This window comes from Streptomyces sp. NPDC054047 (genome assembly GCF_055585065.1).
This window is the reverse complement of record NZ_JBVJKV010000009.1, coordinates 327,076-344,110: the sequence shown is the minus strand read 5'-3', so window position 1 is coordinate 344,110 and position 17,035 is coordinate 327,076. Positions and strand designations below refer to the sequence as shown.

Genomic DNA, 17,035 nt, shown 5'->3' with positions numbered 1-17,035 from the left:
GGCACTTCGTCAGCCGGACACCCCCCGCACCGCGTCAGCCGGACACTCCCCGCACCTCGTCGCACGCCCTGCGAAGCCTGCGCACCCCCTCGCCGATCTCCCCCACCCCCGCGACCGCGGCGAAGCTCAACCGCAGGTGGGCCGCCGTGGGTTCGGCCGCGAAGTACGGGCGGCCGGGGGCCACCGCGACGCCCGAGCGCAGCGCCGCGCCCACCAGGTCCGCCTCGTTCGTGCCGTCGGGCAGGCGCAGCCACAGGAGGTAGCCGCCCGCGGGGACGTGCGGCAGGGCGAGTTCGGGCAGCTCCAGGCGCAGGGCCGCCGTCATCGCGTCCCTGCGGTCCTTCAACTCGCCCGCCACCTGGCGCAGATGGCGCGGCCAGGCCGGGGAGCCGACCAGTTCGAGCGCCGCCTCCTGGAGCGGTCTCGGCACGAAGAAGTGGTCGACGACCTGGATCGCGCGCAGCCGCTCCAGGACAGGGCCGCGGGCGGCGAGCGCGCTCACCCGGAAACTGGGCGACGTGGCCTTGGTGAGCGAGCAGACGTGCACGACGACACCGTCGGGGTCGTCGGACTGGAGCGGCCTGGGCAGCGGGCCCGCGTCCTCGTGGACGAGGCGGCGCACGAAGTCGTCCTCGATGACGAAGGCCCCGGCCTCGCGCGCGATGCGCAGCACCTCCGGGCGCCGCTCCGCCGAGAGCACCGCACCCGTCGGGTTCTGGAACAGCGGCTGGCACACGAAGACCCGCGCCCCGGTGGCCTTGAACGCCGCGGCGAGCAGCTGGGGCCGTACGCCGTCCACGTCCACCGGCACCGGTACCGGCCGCAGCCCCGCCGCGCGGGCGATCGCCAGCATGCCGGGGTAGGTGGGCGACTCGACCAGGACCGGCGCACCGGGCGGGGCCAGGGCCCGCAGCGCCGTGGTGAGCCCGCTCTGGCCGCCCGCGGTGATCAGCACCTCGGCGGCCGTGATCGCGCCGCCGATGCCGCGCGCGAACCACTCCCGCAGTTCGGGGAGCCCGTCGATCGGGGGCCTGCCCCACGCGCCGGGGCGCCGCCCCGCCCGCGCCAGGGCCGCCGCCATCGCGCGCTCGGGCTGCAGGGAGGGGTGCAGATAGCCGCCGTTGAACTCGATGATGCCGGGCGGCGGCGCCGCGAGCGTGACCAGGACCCCGGAGGCGTCCACCGCACGCGGCACCAGCTCCGTGGCCGCGTCCGCGCTCAGCGACACCTCCTGCCACGAGGTGTCCCCCGCAGGCGCCGCGGCGGCCTGCGACTCGGCGCGGAAGACACCGGCGCCGGGCCGCGAGACGACCAGGCCCTCGGCGGCCAGCTGCCCCAGGGCCCGCGACACGGTCACCGGGCTCACCCTGAAACGATCGACCAGCGCCCGGCTCGACGGCAGCTTTCCACCAGGTGAGTAGCGGTCGAGCTCACCCCGCAACTGTTTTGCCAACTCAGCCACACTGCTACCCTCATGCATGACAGCACAGGATAGCGCTACTCGCCCGAGTCGGATAGCAGTCACCATCGCCACGGGCCCGCGGGAAGCCCCGGCCGCACCGGTCGGCGCCCCCCGGCACGGCTCCCGCCGCGGCGGCACCGTCATGGCCGCGCTCGGCGTCATCGCGTTCTCGCTCACCTTCCCCTCCACCGCCTGGGGCCTCGAAGGCTTCGGCCCCTGGTCGTTCGTGGCCCTGCGCTGCGCCCTGAGCGCGGTCATCGCGGGCGGCGCCCTGCTCGCCCTGCGCGTACCGCTGCCCGCCCGCCGCCACTGGCCCGGTCTCGCGGTCGTCGCCGCCGGAGTCGTCATCGGCTTCCCGCTGCTCACCACGCTCGCCCTGCAGACCTCCACCACCGCCCACGCGGCCGTGGTCGTCGGCCTGCTCCCGCTGACGACCGCCGTGTTCTCGGCGCTGCGCACCGGGGCGCGGCCCTCGCGGATGTTCTGGGCCGCCGCCCTCACCGGCGCGGCGGCGGTCATCGCGTTCACCGTGCAGCAGAGCGGCGGCGACCTGTCCACCGCCGACCTCTACCTCTTCGCCTCGCTGCTCATCTGCGCCGCCGGCTACACCGAGGGCGGCCGCCTCGCCCGCGAGATGCCGGGCTGGCAGGTCATCGGCTGGGCGCTGGTCCTGTGCCTGCCGCTCGCCGTGGTGGGGGCGGCCGTCGCCCTCCAGCACGAGCCCTTCCAGCTCACCGGCCACAGCACCGCCGGGCTGCTCTACGCAGCCATCGGCTCGCAGTTCCTCGGCCTGGTCGTCTGGTACCGCGGGATGGCGGCGATCGGCGTCCCCAAGGCCAGCCAGCTCCAGCTCGCGCAGCCGCTGCTCACGCTGGTCTGGTCGGTGTTCCTGCTCGGCGAGCACCTCACGGTCGCGGCGCCGCTGACGGCCGCCGCCGTCCTCGTGTGCATCGCGGTCACCCAACGGGCGCGCGGCTAGGCGCCGACGGCCGGGGACCGGCTCCCGCCACCGGACGTAGACTTGCCGCCACGGAAGGCAACCGCAGGGTGGGACGAGGAGGTCGCTCCAGATGCGTGCAACCGTAGGCGACGAGCTGGTGCTGCACGGCAGGATCGTCGGCCAGCACGACCGGATCGGGCAGATCGTCGAGGTGCTCGGCGCGGACGGCGGACCGCCGTACCGCGTCCGCTTCGAGGACGGTCACGAGACGCTGATGTCACCGGGCCCCGACACTGTCGTACGACACCAGGACCCGGCTTCGTAGCTCCCGAGCTTCCGACGGGAGACCGGATCAGCGGGGCGGCCTGGCCCGCTGCTGATAGTGGTCGGCGACCACGCGCGCCATCGCGCCGATCTTGTCCACGCCCACTTCCTTCGCCGAGAAGTACACGTGCCCGCGTGCCTGCGGGAACCCCTTGGCGAACGTGAGGTGACGGGACAGCTCGGCGGGGTCGTGCCAGGGTGCCGCCTGCGCGGGGTCGCCCGCCTTGTAGAGGGCCTCCCCCACGTACAGGCGCACGCCCGTGTCCTTGACGACATCGGCCCACCAGGGCAGCAGCTTGCCGTAGTCCGCGACGGTGAAGCCGATGTTCCAGTAGAGCTGCGGGCAGATGTAGTCGAGCCAGCCCTTCTTGACCCAGCCTCGCGTGTCGGCGTGCAGATTGTCGTAGGTCTGCACGCCGGCCTGAGTGTCCGAACCGATCGGATCGGTCGAGGCGTTGCGCCAGACCCCGAAGGGGCTGATGCCGAACTGCACGTGCTTGCGCACCTTCTTGATCCGCGTCCCCATCTCGCGCACCAGGCGGTCGATGTTGTCGCGCCGCCAGGCGGCCCGGTCGGGGAAGTCGCCGCCGTAGCGCGCGAAGGCGTCGTCGTCGTCGAAGACCTGGCCCGCGACCGGGTACGGGTAGAAGTAGTCGTCCCAGTGCACCGCGTCGACGGCGTAGTGCCGCACGGCGTCGAGCATCGCGTCCTGGACGAAGCGCCGCACCTCGGGCAGGCCGGGGTTGTAGTAGAGCTTCCCGCCGTACGGCACGACCCACTCCGGGTGCAGCCGAGCGGGGTGCGTCGGGACGAGGCGCGAGGGGTCCGTGTGGTTGGCGATGCGGAAGGGGTTGAACCAGGCGTGCAGTTCAAGGCCCCTGCGGTGCGCCTCGGCCACGGCGGTGCCCAGCGGGTCCCAGCCGGGGTGCTTGCCCTGCACGCCGGTGAGGCACTCCGCCCACGGCTCGTAGGGCGAGGGCCACAACGCGTCGGCGGTGGGGCGCACTTGGAAGATCACGGCGTTCAGCCGGCGCCGCACGGCGGTGTCGAGATGGCCGATCAGCTGGGCGCGCTGCTCCGCCGCCGTGAGGCCGGGCTTCGAGGGCCAGTCGCGGTTGGTGACCGTCGCCAGCCACATGCCCCGCAGTTCGCGGCGCGAAGGAGCCTTCCCGGGCACGGCCGCCGCGTCGCCCGCGGCTGTGAGCCCCGCCACCATCGCGGCTGCCGCCATCGTGAACCCTCGGCGTGACATACGCCTCATCCGCTTGCCCCCTGGCCTCTGTATCCGCCGGAACCGCAGTCTCTGGGGGACAGCATGCCCGACCCGGCACGTGATGCACCGGAGGTTCCGGAGTAACGTTCACCGCTGGGGCAGACGCCGCACCCGTACGGCGGCTGCCCGCCCGTTGATCAGCGAAAGGCACGAGGTGACCGACTCTATGCCCGACATCGAACGCGTCGGAGTAGTGGGCTGCGGCCAGATGGGCGCCGGGATCGCGGAGGTCTGCGCCCGCTCCGGACTCGATGTGAAGGTCGCGGAGACCACCGGCGAGGCCCTGGAGATCGGCCGCACCCGGCTGTACAACTCCCTCTCCAAGGCCGCCGAACGCGGCAAGATCTCGGAGGAGGAGCGGGACGCGACGCTCGCCCGGCTCAGCTTCACGACCGACCTCGGGGAGTTCTCCGACCGCGACCTCGTCATCGAGGCGGTCGTCGAGAACGAGGCGGTCAAGACCGAGATCTTCCAGGTGCTCGACCAGGTGGTGACGCGGCAGGACGCGATCCTCGCCTCCAACACCTCGTCCATCCCGCTGGTGAAGCTGGCCGTCGCCACCTCCCGCCCGGACGCGGTCATCGGCATCCACTTCTTCAACCCGGCCCCGGTGCAGCAGCTCGTCGAGCTGATCCCCGCGCTCACGACGTCCGAGGGCACGATCAGCCGCGCGCAGTCCATGGTCGAGAAGGTGCTCGGCAAGCACGCGATCCGCGCCCAGGACCGCTCGGGCTTCGTGGTCAACGCACTGCTCATCCCGTATCTGCTCTCCGCGATCCGGATGTTCGAGTCGGGCATCGCGAGCCGCGAGGACATCGACAACGGCATGGAGATGGGCTGCGCCCACCCGATGGGTCCGCTCAAGCTCGCCGACCTGATCGGCCTGGACACCGTCGCCTCGGTCGCGGACAGCATGTACGCCGAGTACAAGGAGCCGCTGTACGCCGCTCCCCCGCTGCTCCAGCGGATGGTGGACGCGGGCAGGCTCGGCCGCAAGTCCGGCTCGGGCTTCTACCCGTACGGCTGACGCCTGCACGCCTGACACGTCCGCGCCGGACACGACTCACACCGGCACCCGGCACTTCGCACCGCACGCGGGCCCGGCACTCGATCGAGTGCCGGGCCCGCGGCGTTCACACACCGTGTGCGCCCTGGGCTCGCATATGCCCTTCGCACACTCTCCCGTCCTGGCCACCAGGCGAGTTGACTTTCCGTGCGCATCAGGGGGATGGACAGCTACAGAAAGGAACGCAACTGTGACCGCCGACCCCGAACCTCGCGTGGTCCCCGAAGAACTCGCCGAGTTACGCCGAAGCTTGGACGTGGGTCTCGCCCGCGTCGACGGACAGCTGGCGTTGCTCACCCAACATGACGAACAAAGCGTCAAGAATCAGGATGAACTGACCGTACGGATCGCAGCACTCGAGCACACACGCTGGCCGCTGCCCGCCCTTCTCGCCCTGACGGCGGTAGGTGCGCTCGCCGTGGCAATCTGGCAGGCCATCGGCCGTTAGTGCGCGTCCTGGCCAAGACGCAGGTGGTGCAGGAGCAGGAGCGCCGCCGCCATGTTGGCGGCCGGCACTTCACCGCGGGCCACCATGTCAGGGACGAGTTTGAGTGGGACCCATTCACGGCGGTCGGACTCGAAGTCGTCCTCGGGATGACCGATGTAGGTGCACTCATCCGACCAGTAGATGTGGTGCACGGCGTCGGTGAGCCCATTGGACGGCTCGACACTCATCAGGTGTCGTAACGGGCCCGGCCGCCAGCCGGTCTCTTCCTCCATTTCCCGGGCGGCCGCGTAAGCGAGCTCCTCCCCGTCCTCGACGACACCCGCGGCCAGTTCCCAGCCCCAGCTGTCGGTGATGAACCGGTGCCGCCACAGGAGCAGCACCTCGTTGGCCTCATTGACGACGGTGGCCACGGCGACGGGCCGCAGCCGTATCAGGAAGTGGTCGAGGTGCCGGCCGTCGGGCAGTTCGACATCTGCCAGATTGACCGTGAACCATCGATTTCCATACACAGTTTGTTCGCTTTGTTTCGTCCACTGCACGGTTCTGCCACCTTCCGCCGAGTAGATGGCAATATCGCAGCAGGAGGGTGTTCAGAGCAGCGTGTGAACGACGTCGGGGTTCAGTGCTCGCCGTGTGTTGTCGCCGTCGTACGCGCGGTGCGCATCACAGGGGTACGCGCAGCGCCCCGTCGATGAGTTCGGCCGCCTCGGCCGTGCCCGCGCAGTCGCTGCGTACCAGGTGTTCCCGCACGGCCCGCAGCCGGTCGCGCAGCCGTTGGGACTCCATCCCCCGTGCCTGTTCTGCCATTTCCACCGCCGTGGCCACGGCCTCGTCGGTGTTCCCCTGGCGCAGTTCGATCTGGCTGAGCATGGCGAGCCGATGGACCCGGCCCCGGTCGTGAGCCGGCGTGTCCACCGCTGCCGCCGCGTGCTCGTACGCACCCGTGAGGTCGCCGAGGCTGAGCAGCGCCTCCGCCACTTGTACGTTGACGAGCCCGGGCTGGACATACCCGGTCTCGTCCGGCTCGCGCCCACGCCGGATGCGGTCCGCCGCGCCTTCCGCACGCCGGATGCAGGACAGCGCGCTGCTGCCGTCGCCCAAGTGTGCGTACGACTTGGCCTGCATGGCGTAGAGATCGGATGCCAGGGCCGGGGTGAGCTCGCGCCCTGCGGCGCGCAGCGCGGCCTCCGCGAAGGCCACCGCCTGGCGGTACTCGCGCATGAAGAGCGACTGGTTGACCAGGAGCGCGATGACGTAGGCGCCAAGTCCCCTGTCTCCGCTGGCCTTCGCGAGACGCAGGGCCTGGTGGAAGTAGCGCTGGGCCAGGCCGTGGGCGTCCGAGTCGTAGGCGCAGATGCCCGCGATGGCCACCAACCCCCCGGTGGATCTGTGCAGTTGGCGTCCCGTCTCGTCCGTGTAGCTGCCGCGCAGCAGGGGCGCGGCCTCAGCGTTGAGGAAGCCGACGATGCGGGTGCGGGTCGCGATGCCGCCGGTCTTGCGGTACATCTGCTCGTAGTGGGCGCGGGCCGCGCGCATCATGTCGATGTCCGCGGTGCTGACCTGATGCCGGCCGCCGCGGGAGACGTCCACGTCCTCGGGCGGGTTCTCCCACTCCCACACGGGCATCACCGCGGGCGTTCCGGTGACGGCGGGGGCGCCGAGCAGATGCGGGCGCTGCTGTTCGTCGGAGCGCCACAGGGCGGTGGCCCGCTCCACGAAGCCGGACAGCGTCGAGGCCACGGACCCTGATCCCGCGACCGGCAGGCCCGGCACTCCGAGGCCGATGTCGTCCAGGGTGACGGTGCGCTGGAGCCGCCCCGCGAGGACCTCGCAGATCAGGTCGGGCACCTGGCCACGCGGACGCTGGCCCTTCAACCACCGCGACACGGCGGTGTGTTCGTAACGCAGGGCGAGGCCGCGCCTCTTCCCTGCCTGATTGACGTGGGCAGCCAGGCCCGCGTGGGAGATTCCCGCCTCGTCGAGGATCGCGTCGAGCAGGGTATTGGGCTGCATGGAGGCCCTCCGGTGGCTCGGTGTGGCCAGCGTAGTAGAGGTGACTTCACACGGGGTGTGAACGGAACGCCCGAATCCGGGGGGTGTGCGCTCTGCCGCCGCCACTCCCGTCACGCTTGACTGAGGTTCCTCACAAGGAGGCTGGCCGGGCCGCCGGCTCCCCCTCGAAAAGTGCGGCGGCCCTCACCGGCGCCGTCCGCCCCGCCGTCTGCCCGACACTCCTGGGCGGGGTCGGGCGGCGCACGGCCGGGGAAGGTTGACGGTGCGTCACGTCATGGTGCTCTGCCGACGCACCGTCTCCCCCTGCTGCTGGGGCACCCGTCGGCGGTCGTTGCGCAGGACCAGGAGCGCGGCGTCGTCGGCGGGCAACCGCCCGGTGTGACGCAGGAGTTGGGCGTACACCGAGCGGACCACCGTCCGGGGCGCGACCGGCGGGACCCGCACCGCTTCGGTGAGCGCCGCCCGGAGCGGGAAGAACCGCCCGGCCGCGTCCCTCGCATCCTCCATGCCGTCCGTGTGCAGCACGAGCGCCTCACCCGGAAGGAGCGGTCCACAGTGCAGTACGGGCAGTTCGGCGGGGAGCGGGAAGGGGCCGAGCGGCGGCAGCGGCTCCCCGCCGACCACCGGCTCGGCGTGCCCGCTCAGGCGGTACGGCCAGGGGTGACCGCAGTTGAGCGCGGTCATCTCGCCTTCGGGACTGATCTCCATCAGGAGTACGGTGACGAACTCCTCGGCCAGGGGGGTGTCCGGCGCGGCTCCGCCGCTCGCCGGATGCTCGGCCCGCGCCCGCTCCCGCAGATGCCGCCCCAGGGCGCGCTCCAACTTCCTGAGCACGTGCGGCAGTTCCACCTCTTCGTACGCCGCCTCGCGGAAGCAGCCGAGGACCGCGGCGGCCGTGCCGATCGCGGTCAGGCCGTGCCCGCGCACGTCGCCCATGACGACGCGGACGCCGTGATCGGTGGCCGCGACCTCGTACAGATCGCCGCCGACGGAGGCGCCGCGGGACGCGGAGAGCCGCCCGGCCGCGACGGTCAGGCCCTCGACACGCGGCGGCAGCGGGCGCAGCAGGACGTTCTGCGCGGCGCCCGCGATCTCGCGCAGCTGGCGCAACTCCCGCAGCAGCGTGCTGCGGACGTGCCATATCAGGCCGGTGCCGACCGCGAAGAAGACCGCGCTGGTGGCGATCCGCGCCCCGATGCCGTCCTGCTGGGCGAGCGGACAGACGAGTTTGTACGTGATGGCGGCCGCGCCCCACACCGTGGGGAGGCCGAGCGTGAGGACGCGCCGGATCCGCGGCGGGTCCATGCGCGACACCCTCGCCCGGGCCCGCGCCCGGAAGCGGGTCGGGCCCCTTGCCCGGAACCTGGTCCGGCCCCTCGCCCGGAGCAGCACCCGACGGGGAGCTCCAGCCCTCATACGGATCATGCCGACGGCCCCCCTAAGGCCCTGTTCAGCGTGCAGGCCGCGCAGGCCGCCCAGAGATCACGCTCCTGCGGCCGGATTGATTCTGTCGACCGCCTGAGCCAATCGGGCCAGAGAGGGCTTACTTGTCACTCAAACGAGTGAAGGGCGCACCCGGAGGTCCGGATACGCCCTTCTTTGCGCCTCTTGTGCGCCTGGCGGCGACTACAGGCGGTGACTACGCTCCGCGCAGCACCGCGCCGGTCCGCTCGGCCGCCAGCGCGACGGCCGCGTCACGGGCCGCGGAGGCCTCGTCGACGGTCAGCGTGCGGTCGGCAGCGCGGAAGCGCAGCGCGTACGCGAGGGACTTCTTGCCCGCGCCGACCTGATCGCCGGTGAAGACGTCGAACAGGCGGATGGACTCCAGGAGTTCACCCGCGCCCTCGCGCAGCACCTTCTCGACGTCGGCGGACGGGACGCCCTCGTCCACGACGAGCGCGACGTCCTGCGTGGCGACCGGGAAGGTGGAGATCTTCGGCCCCTGCGGGACACCGGAGCTCGCGTCCTCCAGGCGGTCCAGGTCGAGCTCCATCGCGCAGGTGCGCGCGGGCAGACCAAGGGCCTTGACGACGCGCGGGTGCAGCTCGCCCGCGTACCCGATGACCTGCTCGGCACCGTCGATCACGACGGCGAGCTCGGCACACCGGCCCGGGTGCCACGGGCCGTACTGGCCCTGGCGCACGAGCAGTTCGGTGCCCGACTCGGCGGCCAGGGCGCGCGCGGCCTGGACCGCGTCGGCCCACTCGGACGGACGGCCCTTGCCCCACCAGCCGGCCTGCTCGCGGGCGCCCGCGAGGACGACGGCGGCGTGCCGCGGCTGGACGGGGAGCGCCTCGGTCAGAGAGGCGATCTCCTCGTCCGTGGGACGGCGGTCCACCGGAAGCCGCACCGCGACCCGGGCTTCGTCACGCGGCTGGAAGACCAGCCCCGTCTCGAAGAGCGCCAGGTCGTGGCTGCCGCGGCCTTCGTTGCGGCGCAGCGCGCCGAGCAGGCCCGGCAGCAGCGTCGTACGAAGAGCGGGCTCCTCGTCGGAGAGCGGGTTGACCAGCTTCACGACCCTGCGCTTGGGGTCGCCGGGCTCCAGGCCCAGCTGGTCGAAGACCTGCTCGCCGATGAACGGGTAGTTCGGCGCCTCGACGAACCCGCTGCCGGCGAGCGCGCGGCCGATGCGGCGGTGCAGCCGCTGCCGGTCGGTCAGGCCGCGGCCCGCGGGGGGCTTGGGCAGCGTCGAGGGGAGGTTCTCGTACCCCTCGAGCCGGATGACCTCTTCGGCGAGGTCGTTCGGCTCGGCGAGGTCGGGACGCCAGGACGGGACGGTGACGGTCAGGGCGTCTTGGCCGTAGACGTCGCAGCCGACCTCCTGAAGACGGCGGACGACCGTCTCGCGGCCGTACTCCACACCGGCGACCTTGTCCGGGTGATCGGCGGGCATGCTGATCGTGTGGGGCGCGGAGGGCGCAATGACCTCGGTGACCCCGGACTCGGCGGTGCCGCCCGCGAGCAGGACCAGGAGATCCACCGTGCGCTGCGCGGCGGCGGAGGCGGCCTGCGGGTCGACGCCGCGCTCGAAGCGCTTGGCCGCCTCGGAGGGCAGCTTGTGGCGCCGGGCCGTGCGGGCGATGGAGATCGCGTCGAAGTGCGCGGCCTCGATGACGACGTCGGTGGTTCCGGCCGCTTCCTCGTGGTCCGCGATCTCGGTGTTGGCGCCGCCCATGACGCCCGCGAGGCCGATCGGGCCGCGGTCGTCGGTGATGACCAGGTCCTCGGCGTCCAGGACGCGCTTGGCGCCGTCGAGCGTCGTGAACTTCTCGCCCTGCTCGGCACGGCGCACGCCGATCGTGCCCTGGATGCGGGAGCGGTCGTAGGCGTGCAGGGGCTGGCCGAGCTCCAGCATCACGTAGTTCGTGATGTCGACGGCGAGCGAGATCGGGCGCATGCCCGCCTTCTGCAGACGGCGCTGCAGCCAGATCGGCGAGCGGGCCTCGGGGCGGAGCCCGGTGACCGTGCGCGCGGTGAAGCGGTCGCAGCCCATCGGGTCGGAGATCTTGACCGGGTAGCCGGAGGCGTTCGGCGCGGGCACGTCCAGGAGCGCCGGGTCGCGCAGCGGCAGGCCGTACGCGATGGCGGTCTCGCGGGCGACGCCACGCATCGACAGGGCGTACCCGCGGTCGGGCGTGACGGCGATGTCCAGGACCTCGTCGACCAGTTCGAGCAGCTTGATGGCGTCGGAGCCGGCCTCGTGCTCGGGCGGAAGGACGATGATGCCGCCGCTTCCGTCGTCGCCCATGCCCAGCTCGTCGCCGGAGCAGATCATGCCGTGCGAGGTCTTGCCGTACGTCTTGCGCGCGGCGATCTTGAAGTCGCCGGGCAGGACGGCGCCCGGGAGCACGACGACGACCTTGTCGCCTTGCGTGAAGTTCCGTGCGCCGCAGACGATCTCCTGCGGCTCGCCGGTGCCGTTGGCGGAGCCGACGTCGACGGTGCAGAAGCGGATGGGCTTCTTGAACTCCGTCAGCTCCTCGATGGTGAGGACCTTGCCGACGACGAGCGGACCGGTGAGGCCGGAGCCGAGCTGCTCGACGGTCTCGACCTCGAGGCCGACCTCGATGAGCTTGGCCTGTACGTCACGGCCGGTCTCGGTGGCGGGGAGATCGACGTACTCCCGCAGCCAGGAAAGCGGGACCCGCATCAGATCTCCATCCCGAAGGGCCGGGTGAACCGGACGTCACCCTCGACCATGTCTCGCATGTCTTCGACGTTGTGGCGGAACATCAGCATCCGTTCGATGCCGAACCCGAAGGCGAATCCGCTGTACTTCTGGGGGTCGACGCCGCAGGCGGTGAGCACCTTCGGGTTGACCATGCCGCAGCCGCCCAGCTCGATCCAGCCCTCGCTGCCGCAGGTGCGGCAGGGGCGGTCGGGGTTGCCCACGGACTCGCCGCGGCAGACGTAGCAGACCATGTCCATCTCGGCGGACGGCTCGGTGAACGGGAAGTAGTTCGGGCGCAGGCGCGTCTTCATGTCCGCGCCGAAGAGCGACTGGACCATGTGGTCCAGGGTGCCCTTGAGGTCGGCCATGGTCAGGCCCTCGTCCACGGCGAGCAGCTCGATCTGGTGGAAGACCGGGGTGTGCGTCGCGTCCAGCTCGTCCGTGCGGTACACACGGCCGGGGCAGACGATGTAGACGGGCGGCTCGCGGCGCTCCAGGAGCGCGCGGGCCTGCACCGGGGAGGTGTGGGTGCGCAGCACGACACCGGACTCGTCCCCGTCCGTACCCTTCGGGCCCTGGACGAAGAACGTGTCCTGCATCTGCCGGGCCGGGTGGTCCGGGGTGAAGTTCAGGGCGTCGAAGTTGAACCACTCCGCCTCGACCTCGGGGCCCTCCGCGATCTCGTAGCCCATGGCGACGAAGACGTCCGCGACCCGCTCCATGAACGTGGTCAGCGGGTGCCGGGCACCGGCCGGGACGCGGTCGTACGGCAGCGTGACGTCCACCGCCTCCTCGACGAGCACCCGGGCGTCGCGCTCGGCCTCGAGCTCGGTCTGCCGGGCGGCGAGCGCCTTGCTCACGGCGCCGCGCGCCATGCCGACGCGCTTACCGGCCTCGGCCTTGGCCTGCGGGGGCAGCGCGCCGATCTCGCGGTTGGCGAGGGCCAGCGGCGAGGTGCCGCCGGTGTGCGCGACCTTGGCCTCCTGGAGCTGTTCGAGGTCGCCCGCGGCGGCGAAGGCGGCGAGCGCCTCGTCCCGCATGCGCTCGATCTCTTCAGGTTTCAGTGCCTCGACCTCAACAGGGTCGTACGACTTGTTCGGTGCCGACATCTCTTCCCGTGCTTCCGGTTGGCTGGTGATGGTCCCCGTCTACGACTCGGAGACGAATCGTCCACATAGGGGGACGCAAACGTGCCAAGGATCGAGTCTAACGGGGGTGGCGCAGGTGAATGAGCCCGCGGGCGGTGCTCGGGCGGATCAGAGGTGATCAGTGCAGCTCGGTGATGATCACAGGAGATACGCCGGAGTGCTCACGGGCAACGTAAATCGGAACTGGGCGCCGCCGCCGGGCGCGCGGCCGACGGTGATCGTCCCGCCGTGCGCCTCCACGATGCCCTTCACGATGTACAAGCCGAGTCCCGTCCCGCCGCGCTTGCTGCCCCGCCAGAAGCGGGTGAAGACACGGCCCATCGATTCCTCCGGAATGCCGGACCCCTCGTCGCTGACGGTCACGGCCGTTTCGGCCCCGCCCCGCTCACGTGGGGACGAGGAGGGTGCCACGTCGATGGTGACAGTGCCCTCGCCGTGCCGCACGGCATTTTCCAGCAGGTTGCTGAGCACCTGGTCGATCTTGTCGGGGTCGGCCCAGCAGTCGGGCAGCGGCCGCTGTATCCGCACGAGGAAGCGATCGGCGTCCTGGCCCGAGGCGACGTGGGCCTGGATGTGGCGGCCGACGGCGGCGCCGATGTCCACGGGCTGACGGCGCAGTTCGAGGCGCCCGGAGTCGATCCGTGAGATGTCGAGGAGCTCGGCGATGAGCCGCGTGACGCGGTTGGCGTCGGCGTCCACCGTCTCCAGCATCAGTTTCTTCTGGTCGTCGGTGAACCGCTCCCACTTGGCGAGCAGCGTCGCTGTGAAGCCCTTCACGGAGGTGAGGGGCGAGCGGAGCTCGTGGGCGACGGTGGCGATCAGCTCCGCGTGGCTGCGCTCGGTGCGGCGGCGGGCCTCGGTGTCGCGGATGGAGACGACGACCCGGCGGACGGGACCGGTGGGCGCGGTGCGCACATAGCGAGCGGAGACGAGGACCTCGCGCCCGCCGGGGAGCAGCAGATTGCGCTCGGGCTGGGCGAAGCGGGTGGCGAGGCCGCCGTACGGATCGGTCAGCCGCCACCAGCGGCGGCCTTCGAGGTCCTCTAACGGGAGCGCCTGGTCCAGCGGGGCACCCAGCGCGTCGGCGGCGCGGACGGCGGTGATGCGCTCGGCCGCGGCGTTGAAGCAGATGACGTGGCCCGTCTCGTCCGCGACGACCAGGCCGTCGGGGAGGTCGTCCGGGTGGATGCCGAGCCCGCCGCCGAGGTCACCGAGGGCGCCATGGTCCGCGCGAGTACACAGGATGTCCTGTACTCCCGGTGATCTGCTCGTGCCGATGCTCATTCCCCGTACCCCACCTCTCGGACCGGCGCAGGAGGCCTCCGAGCCCGTCACCCTACTAGCTGGGAGTGACGGAACGGCACCCTCCAGCCGCACGCTGTGCACGGGCGGACGCATAGAGGCACACGGCCGCCGCCGTAGCGAGGTTGAGGCTTTCGGCTCTGCCGTGGATCGGAACGCGCACCACGGCGTCGGCGAGTGCGCGGGTCTCCTCCGGGAGCCCCCAGGCCTCGTTGCCGAAGACCCAGGCGGAGGGGGTGCCCATGGCGCCCTTGTCGAGCTCGTCGTCGAGGTCGTCCTCGCCCGCCCCGTCGGCCGCGAGGATGCGTACGCCCGCGTCCTTGAGCCCCTGGACGGCCCGCTCGACGGGTACGCCGACGGCCACGGGCAGATGGAACAGCGAACCGACCGAGGCGCGCACGCACTTGGGGTTGTAGAGATCCACGGAGGCGTCCGTCAGGACGACCGCGTCGGCTCCCGCGGCATCCGCGCAGCGCAGCACGGTGCCGGCGTTCCCGGGGTCACGGACGTGCGCGAGGACGGCGACCAGCTTGGGCCTGGCGGCGAGGATGCTCTCGAAGGGGGTGTCGACGAACCGGCAGACGCCGACGAGCCCCTGGGGCGTGACGGTGGTGGAGATGTCGGCGATGACGTCCTCGTCCGCCAGATGCAGCCGGGCACCGGCGGCACGGGCCTCGCCGACGATGTCGGCGTAGCGCTCGGCGGCCTCGACGGTGGCGAACAGCTCGACGAGCGTGTCGGCCGTGTCACCGTACGCGGCGGCCTCCCGCACGGCCTGCGGCCCCTCGGCGAGAAACAGCTGCTCCTTCCCCCGGAAGTTCCGCTTGGCCAACCGCCGTGCGGCGCTGACGCGCGGGGACTTGGGGGAGATCAACTCGGGGCTGGCGGGCATCAAGTCACTTTCGTGCGTGTACGGAACGGAGTCGAGGGCCCCGTCAGGGGCGCGGGGAACTGCGCGACAAGCCCTCCACGACCCGCGGTCGACGGACGGCGGACGCAATCGGACCCGCAAGCCACAGGCTTGCGGGTCCGGTCACGTTCAGCTCAACGCAAGGCTTAGGCGGCAGCCTTGGGCGCGTTGACGTCCGACGGCAGAGCCTTCTGCGCAACCTCGACCAGCGCGGCGAACGCGTTGGCGTCGTTGACGGCCAGCTCGGCGAGGATCTTGCGGTCCACCTCGATGTTGGCGGCGTTCAGACCCTGGATGAGGCGGTTGTACGTCATGCCGTTCTGGCGGGCAGCGGCGTTGATGCGCTGGATCCACAGACGGCGGAAGTCGCCCTTGCGCTTCTTGCGGTCGTTGTAGTTGTAGACCAGGGAGTGGGTGACCTGCTCCTTGGCCTTGCGGTACAGGCGCGAGCGCTGGCCGCGGTAGCCGCTGGCCGCTTCGAGGATCGCCCGACGCTTCTTGTGGGCGTTGACTGCCCGCTTGACGCGTGCCACTTGTTAACTCCTTGTAGCGGGGCCGTGGTTGGACTCACACGACCCGGTATCGATTGGGTCCCGGTTCAGAGTGCGGGCGCGGTGTGCGCCCGGACTCACTTGCCGAGAAGCTTCTTGATCTTCTTGGCGTCGCCCGGGGCCATCTCGGCGTTGCCACTGAGGCGACGCGTCAGACGGGACGACTTGTGCTCGAGCAGGTGGCGCTTGCCGGCGCGCTCACGGAGCACCTTGCCGGAGCCGGTGATCTTGAAGCGCTTGCTGGCACCGCTGTGCGTCTTGTTCTTCGGCATAGCGCCGTTCTCTCCTCGTCATTGGCACTCCCTGCCGTTTCCGGTTCCTGCGAACCGTGGGCAGGGAGCGTCAGATCTATCGGTTGTCGTTCAGGGCGCGCGTGGGAGGCGCGTCCTGAATCAGGCCTCTGCAGGCTCCTCGGCGGGCGCCTCGACCTCGGCGGCGGCCTCGGTGGGCTCAGCCTCCTCGGCCTCGTCCGTGCGGCCCTGTCGCTCGGCCTTACGGGCGGCCTGGGCCTCGCGGGCCTCGGCCATGGCTTCGGTCTTCTTCTTGTGCGGACCGAGGACCATGATCATGTTTCGGCCGTCCTGCTTCGGGTTCGACTCGATGAACCCGAGGTCTTCGACGTCGTTCGCGAGACGCTGCAGCAGTCGGTAGCCGAGCTCCGGCCTGGACTGCTCGCGACCACGGAACATGATCGTGATCTTGACCTTGTCGCCCTGCTTGAGGAACCGGACGACGTGACCCTTCTTGGTGTCATAGTCGTGCGGGTCGATCTTCGGCCGGAGCTTCATCTCCTTGATGACCGTGTGCGCCTGGTTCTTGCGCGCCTCACGGGCCTTCATGGCCGACTCGTACTTGAACTTCCCGTAGTCCATGAGCTTGCACACGGGCGGACGGGCGGTCGCCGCCACCTCGACCAGGTCGAGGTCGTACTCCTGTGCGAGCTCCAGGGCCTTGGCAAGCGGAACAATCCCGACCTGCTCGCCGCTGGGACCGACAAGTCGCACCTCGGGAACGCGAATCCGGTCGTTGATGCGGGGCTCGGCGCTGATGGATCCTCCTCGGTAGCACCACGCGGCGGTCTGGCGGACAGCCGCGTTACGTCTGTTATCTCGACCAACCGAGTGGGTGCATAAAAAATGCCCCAACCGATCACACGAAGGGGCTCCATTACTACCGGAGCACCTCCGCGATGATCGCGGGGCGCGTCTTCGGGCCTGCCGTAGTCTCGGGGACCGCGGCTGCCTGACCGGTGACCCGCCGCTCCGGGGAGCGACTAGGTGGGAAGCGGAGCCTCCACTTGTGGGCCGGATCTCTGCGTGGCACGCGAGTGTCCGGCCGGTCGTTACACAAGGTTAGCAGCTCCACGGGGGTGGGGCTAACCAGCGGCGCTCACGGATGCTCACGGCCTCCCGCGGCTCACCCCGCGT

Annotated in this window: 16 protein-coding genes; 4 read left to right on the top strand and 12 right to left on the bottom strand. The window is 71.0% G+C overall.

Annotation, left to right across the window (positions count from 1 at the left end; genetic code table 11):
* Positions 1-34 precede the first annotated feature (34 nt).
* Entirely contained in the window at positions 35-1,480 is a 1,446-nt protein-coding gene (locus ACZ6ZP_RS30230) for an aminotransferase-like domain-containing protein (protein WP_469409061.1), read from the bottom strand.
* On the opposite strand from ACZ6ZP_RS30230, the gene ACZ6ZP_RS30225 reads away from it, so the two are divergent.
* Positions 1,479-2,441, top strand: a complete 963-nt coding sequence (locus ACZ6ZP_RS30225) for a DMT family transporter (protein WP_351164923.1) — start codon at positions 1,479-1,481, stop codon at positions 2,439-2,441. The two genes, ACZ6ZP_RS30230 and ACZ6ZP_RS30225, sit on opposite strands and share 2 nt — an antisense overlap.
* Before the next feature lie 91 nt (positions 2,442-2,532).
* On the top strand, positions 2,533-2,727 hold the full coding sequence (locus ACZ6ZP_RS30220) for a DUF1918 domain-containing protein (RefSeq protein ID WP_351164925.1): 195 nt from the start codon (positions 2,533-2,535) through the stop codon (positions 2,725-2,727).
* A 27-nt stretch (positions 2,728-2,754) separates the two neighbouring features.
* Here the strand turns inward: ACZ6ZP_RS30220 and ACZ6ZP_RS30215 are convergent, their stop codons facing one another.
* Positions 2,755-3,987, bottom strand: coding sequence for a glycoside hydrolase family 10-like protein (locus tag ACZ6ZP_RS30215; RefSeq protein ID WP_469409058.1), 1,233 nt, complete (start codon positions 3,985-3,987; stop codon positions 2,755-2,757).
* Between the two features lie 178 nt (positions 3,988-4,165).
* Between ACZ6ZP_RS30215 and ACZ6ZP_RS30210 the strand changes: the two genes are divergently transcribed.
* Entirely contained in the window at positions 4,166-5,026 is an 861-nt protein-coding gene (locus tag ACZ6ZP_RS30210) for a 3-hydroxybutyryl-CoA dehydrogenase (protein ID WP_351164927.1), read from the top strand.
* A 229-nt stretch (positions 5,027-5,255) separates the two neighbouring features.
* The gene (locus tag ACZ6ZP_RS30205) at positions 5,256-5,513 is read left to right on the top strand and encodes a hypothetical protein (protein ID WP_351164928.1); all 258 of its coding nucleotides are present in this window, start codon (positions 5,256-5,258) and stop codon (positions 5,511-5,513) included.
* Here the strand turns inward: ACZ6ZP_RS30205 and ACZ6ZP_RS30200 are convergent.
* The 10 genes from ACZ6ZP_RS30200 to infC all read right to left on the bottom strand — a co-directional run bounded on the left by ACZ6ZP_RS30200 (position 5,510) and on the right by infC (position 16,657).
* Entirely contained in the window at positions 5,510-6,052 is a 543-nt protein-coding gene (locus ACZ6ZP_RS30200; protein WP_351164929.1) for an NUDIX hydrolase, read from the bottom strand. The genes ACZ6ZP_RS30205 and ACZ6ZP_RS30200 overlap by 4 nt on opposite strands.
* A gap of 124 nt (positions 6,053-6,176) precedes the next feature.
* Entirely contained in the window at positions 6,177-7,526 is a 1,350-nt protein-coding gene (locus ACZ6ZP_RS30195) for a transcriptional regulator (RefSeq protein ID WP_351164930.1), read from the bottom strand.
* A 267-nt stretch (positions 7,527-7,793) separates the two neighbouring features.
* Positions 7,794-8,831: a PP2C family protein-serine/threonine phosphatase gene (locus ACZ6ZP_RS30190; RefSeq protein ID WP_361463197.1), complete on the bottom strand. Its 1,038-nt coding sequence runs from the start codon at positions 8,829-8,831 to the stop codon at positions 7,794-7,796.
* Between the two features lie 334 nt (positions 8,832-9,165).
* Entirely contained in the window at positions 9,166-11,676 is a 2,511-nt protein-coding gene (gene pheT, locus ACZ6ZP_RS30185; protein WP_361463195.1) for a phenylalanine--tRNA ligase subunit beta, read from the bottom strand.
* Positions 11,676-12,806: a phenylalanine--tRNA ligase subunit alpha gene (gene pheS / locus ACZ6ZP_RS30180; protein ID WP_351164934.1), complete on the bottom strand. Its 1,131-nt coding sequence runs from the start codon at positions 12,804-12,806 to the stop codon at positions 11,676-11,678. The genes pheT and pheS overlap by 1 nt, the downstream gene beginning before the upstream one ends.
* Before the next feature lie 177 nt (positions 12,807-12,983).
* Positions 12,984-14,129: a sensor histidine kinase gene (locus tag ACZ6ZP_RS30175; protein WP_351164935.1), complete on the bottom strand. Its 1,146-nt coding sequence runs from the start codon at positions 14,127-14,129 to the stop codon at positions 12,984-12,986.
* A 55-nt stretch (positions 14,130-14,184) separates the two neighbouring features.
* Positions 14,185-15,039 carry a TrmH family RNA methyltransferase gene (locus ACZ6ZP_RS30170; RefSeq protein WP_351164936.1) on the bottom strand — a complete coding sequence of 285 codons (855 nt, stop codon included), beginning with the start codon at positions 15,037-15,039 and terminating at the stop codon, positions 14,185-14,187.
* 164 nt (positions 15,040-15,203) lie between these two features.
* A complete protein-coding gene (gene rplT, locus ACZ6ZP_RS30165; protein WP_351164937.1) occupies positions 15,204-15,590 on the bottom strand; it encodes a 50S ribosomal protein L20 in 387 nt (128 codons plus the stop codon).
* A gap of 95 nt (positions 15,591-15,685) precedes the next feature.
* Positions 15,686-15,880, bottom strand: a complete 195-nt coding sequence (rpmI, locus tag ACZ6ZP_RS30160; protein ID WP_135330421.1) for a 50S ribosomal protein L35 — start codon at positions 15,878-15,880, stop codon at positions 15,686-15,688.
* 120 nt (positions 15,881-16,000) lie between these two features.
* The gene (gene infC, locus ACZ6ZP_RS30155; protein ID WP_351165148.1) at positions 16,001-16,657 is read right to left on the bottom strand and encodes a translation initiation factor IF-3; all 657 of its coding nucleotides are present in this window, start codon (positions 16,655-16,657) and stop codon (positions 16,001-16,003) included.
* Positions 16,658-17,035 lie beyond the last annotated feature (378 nt).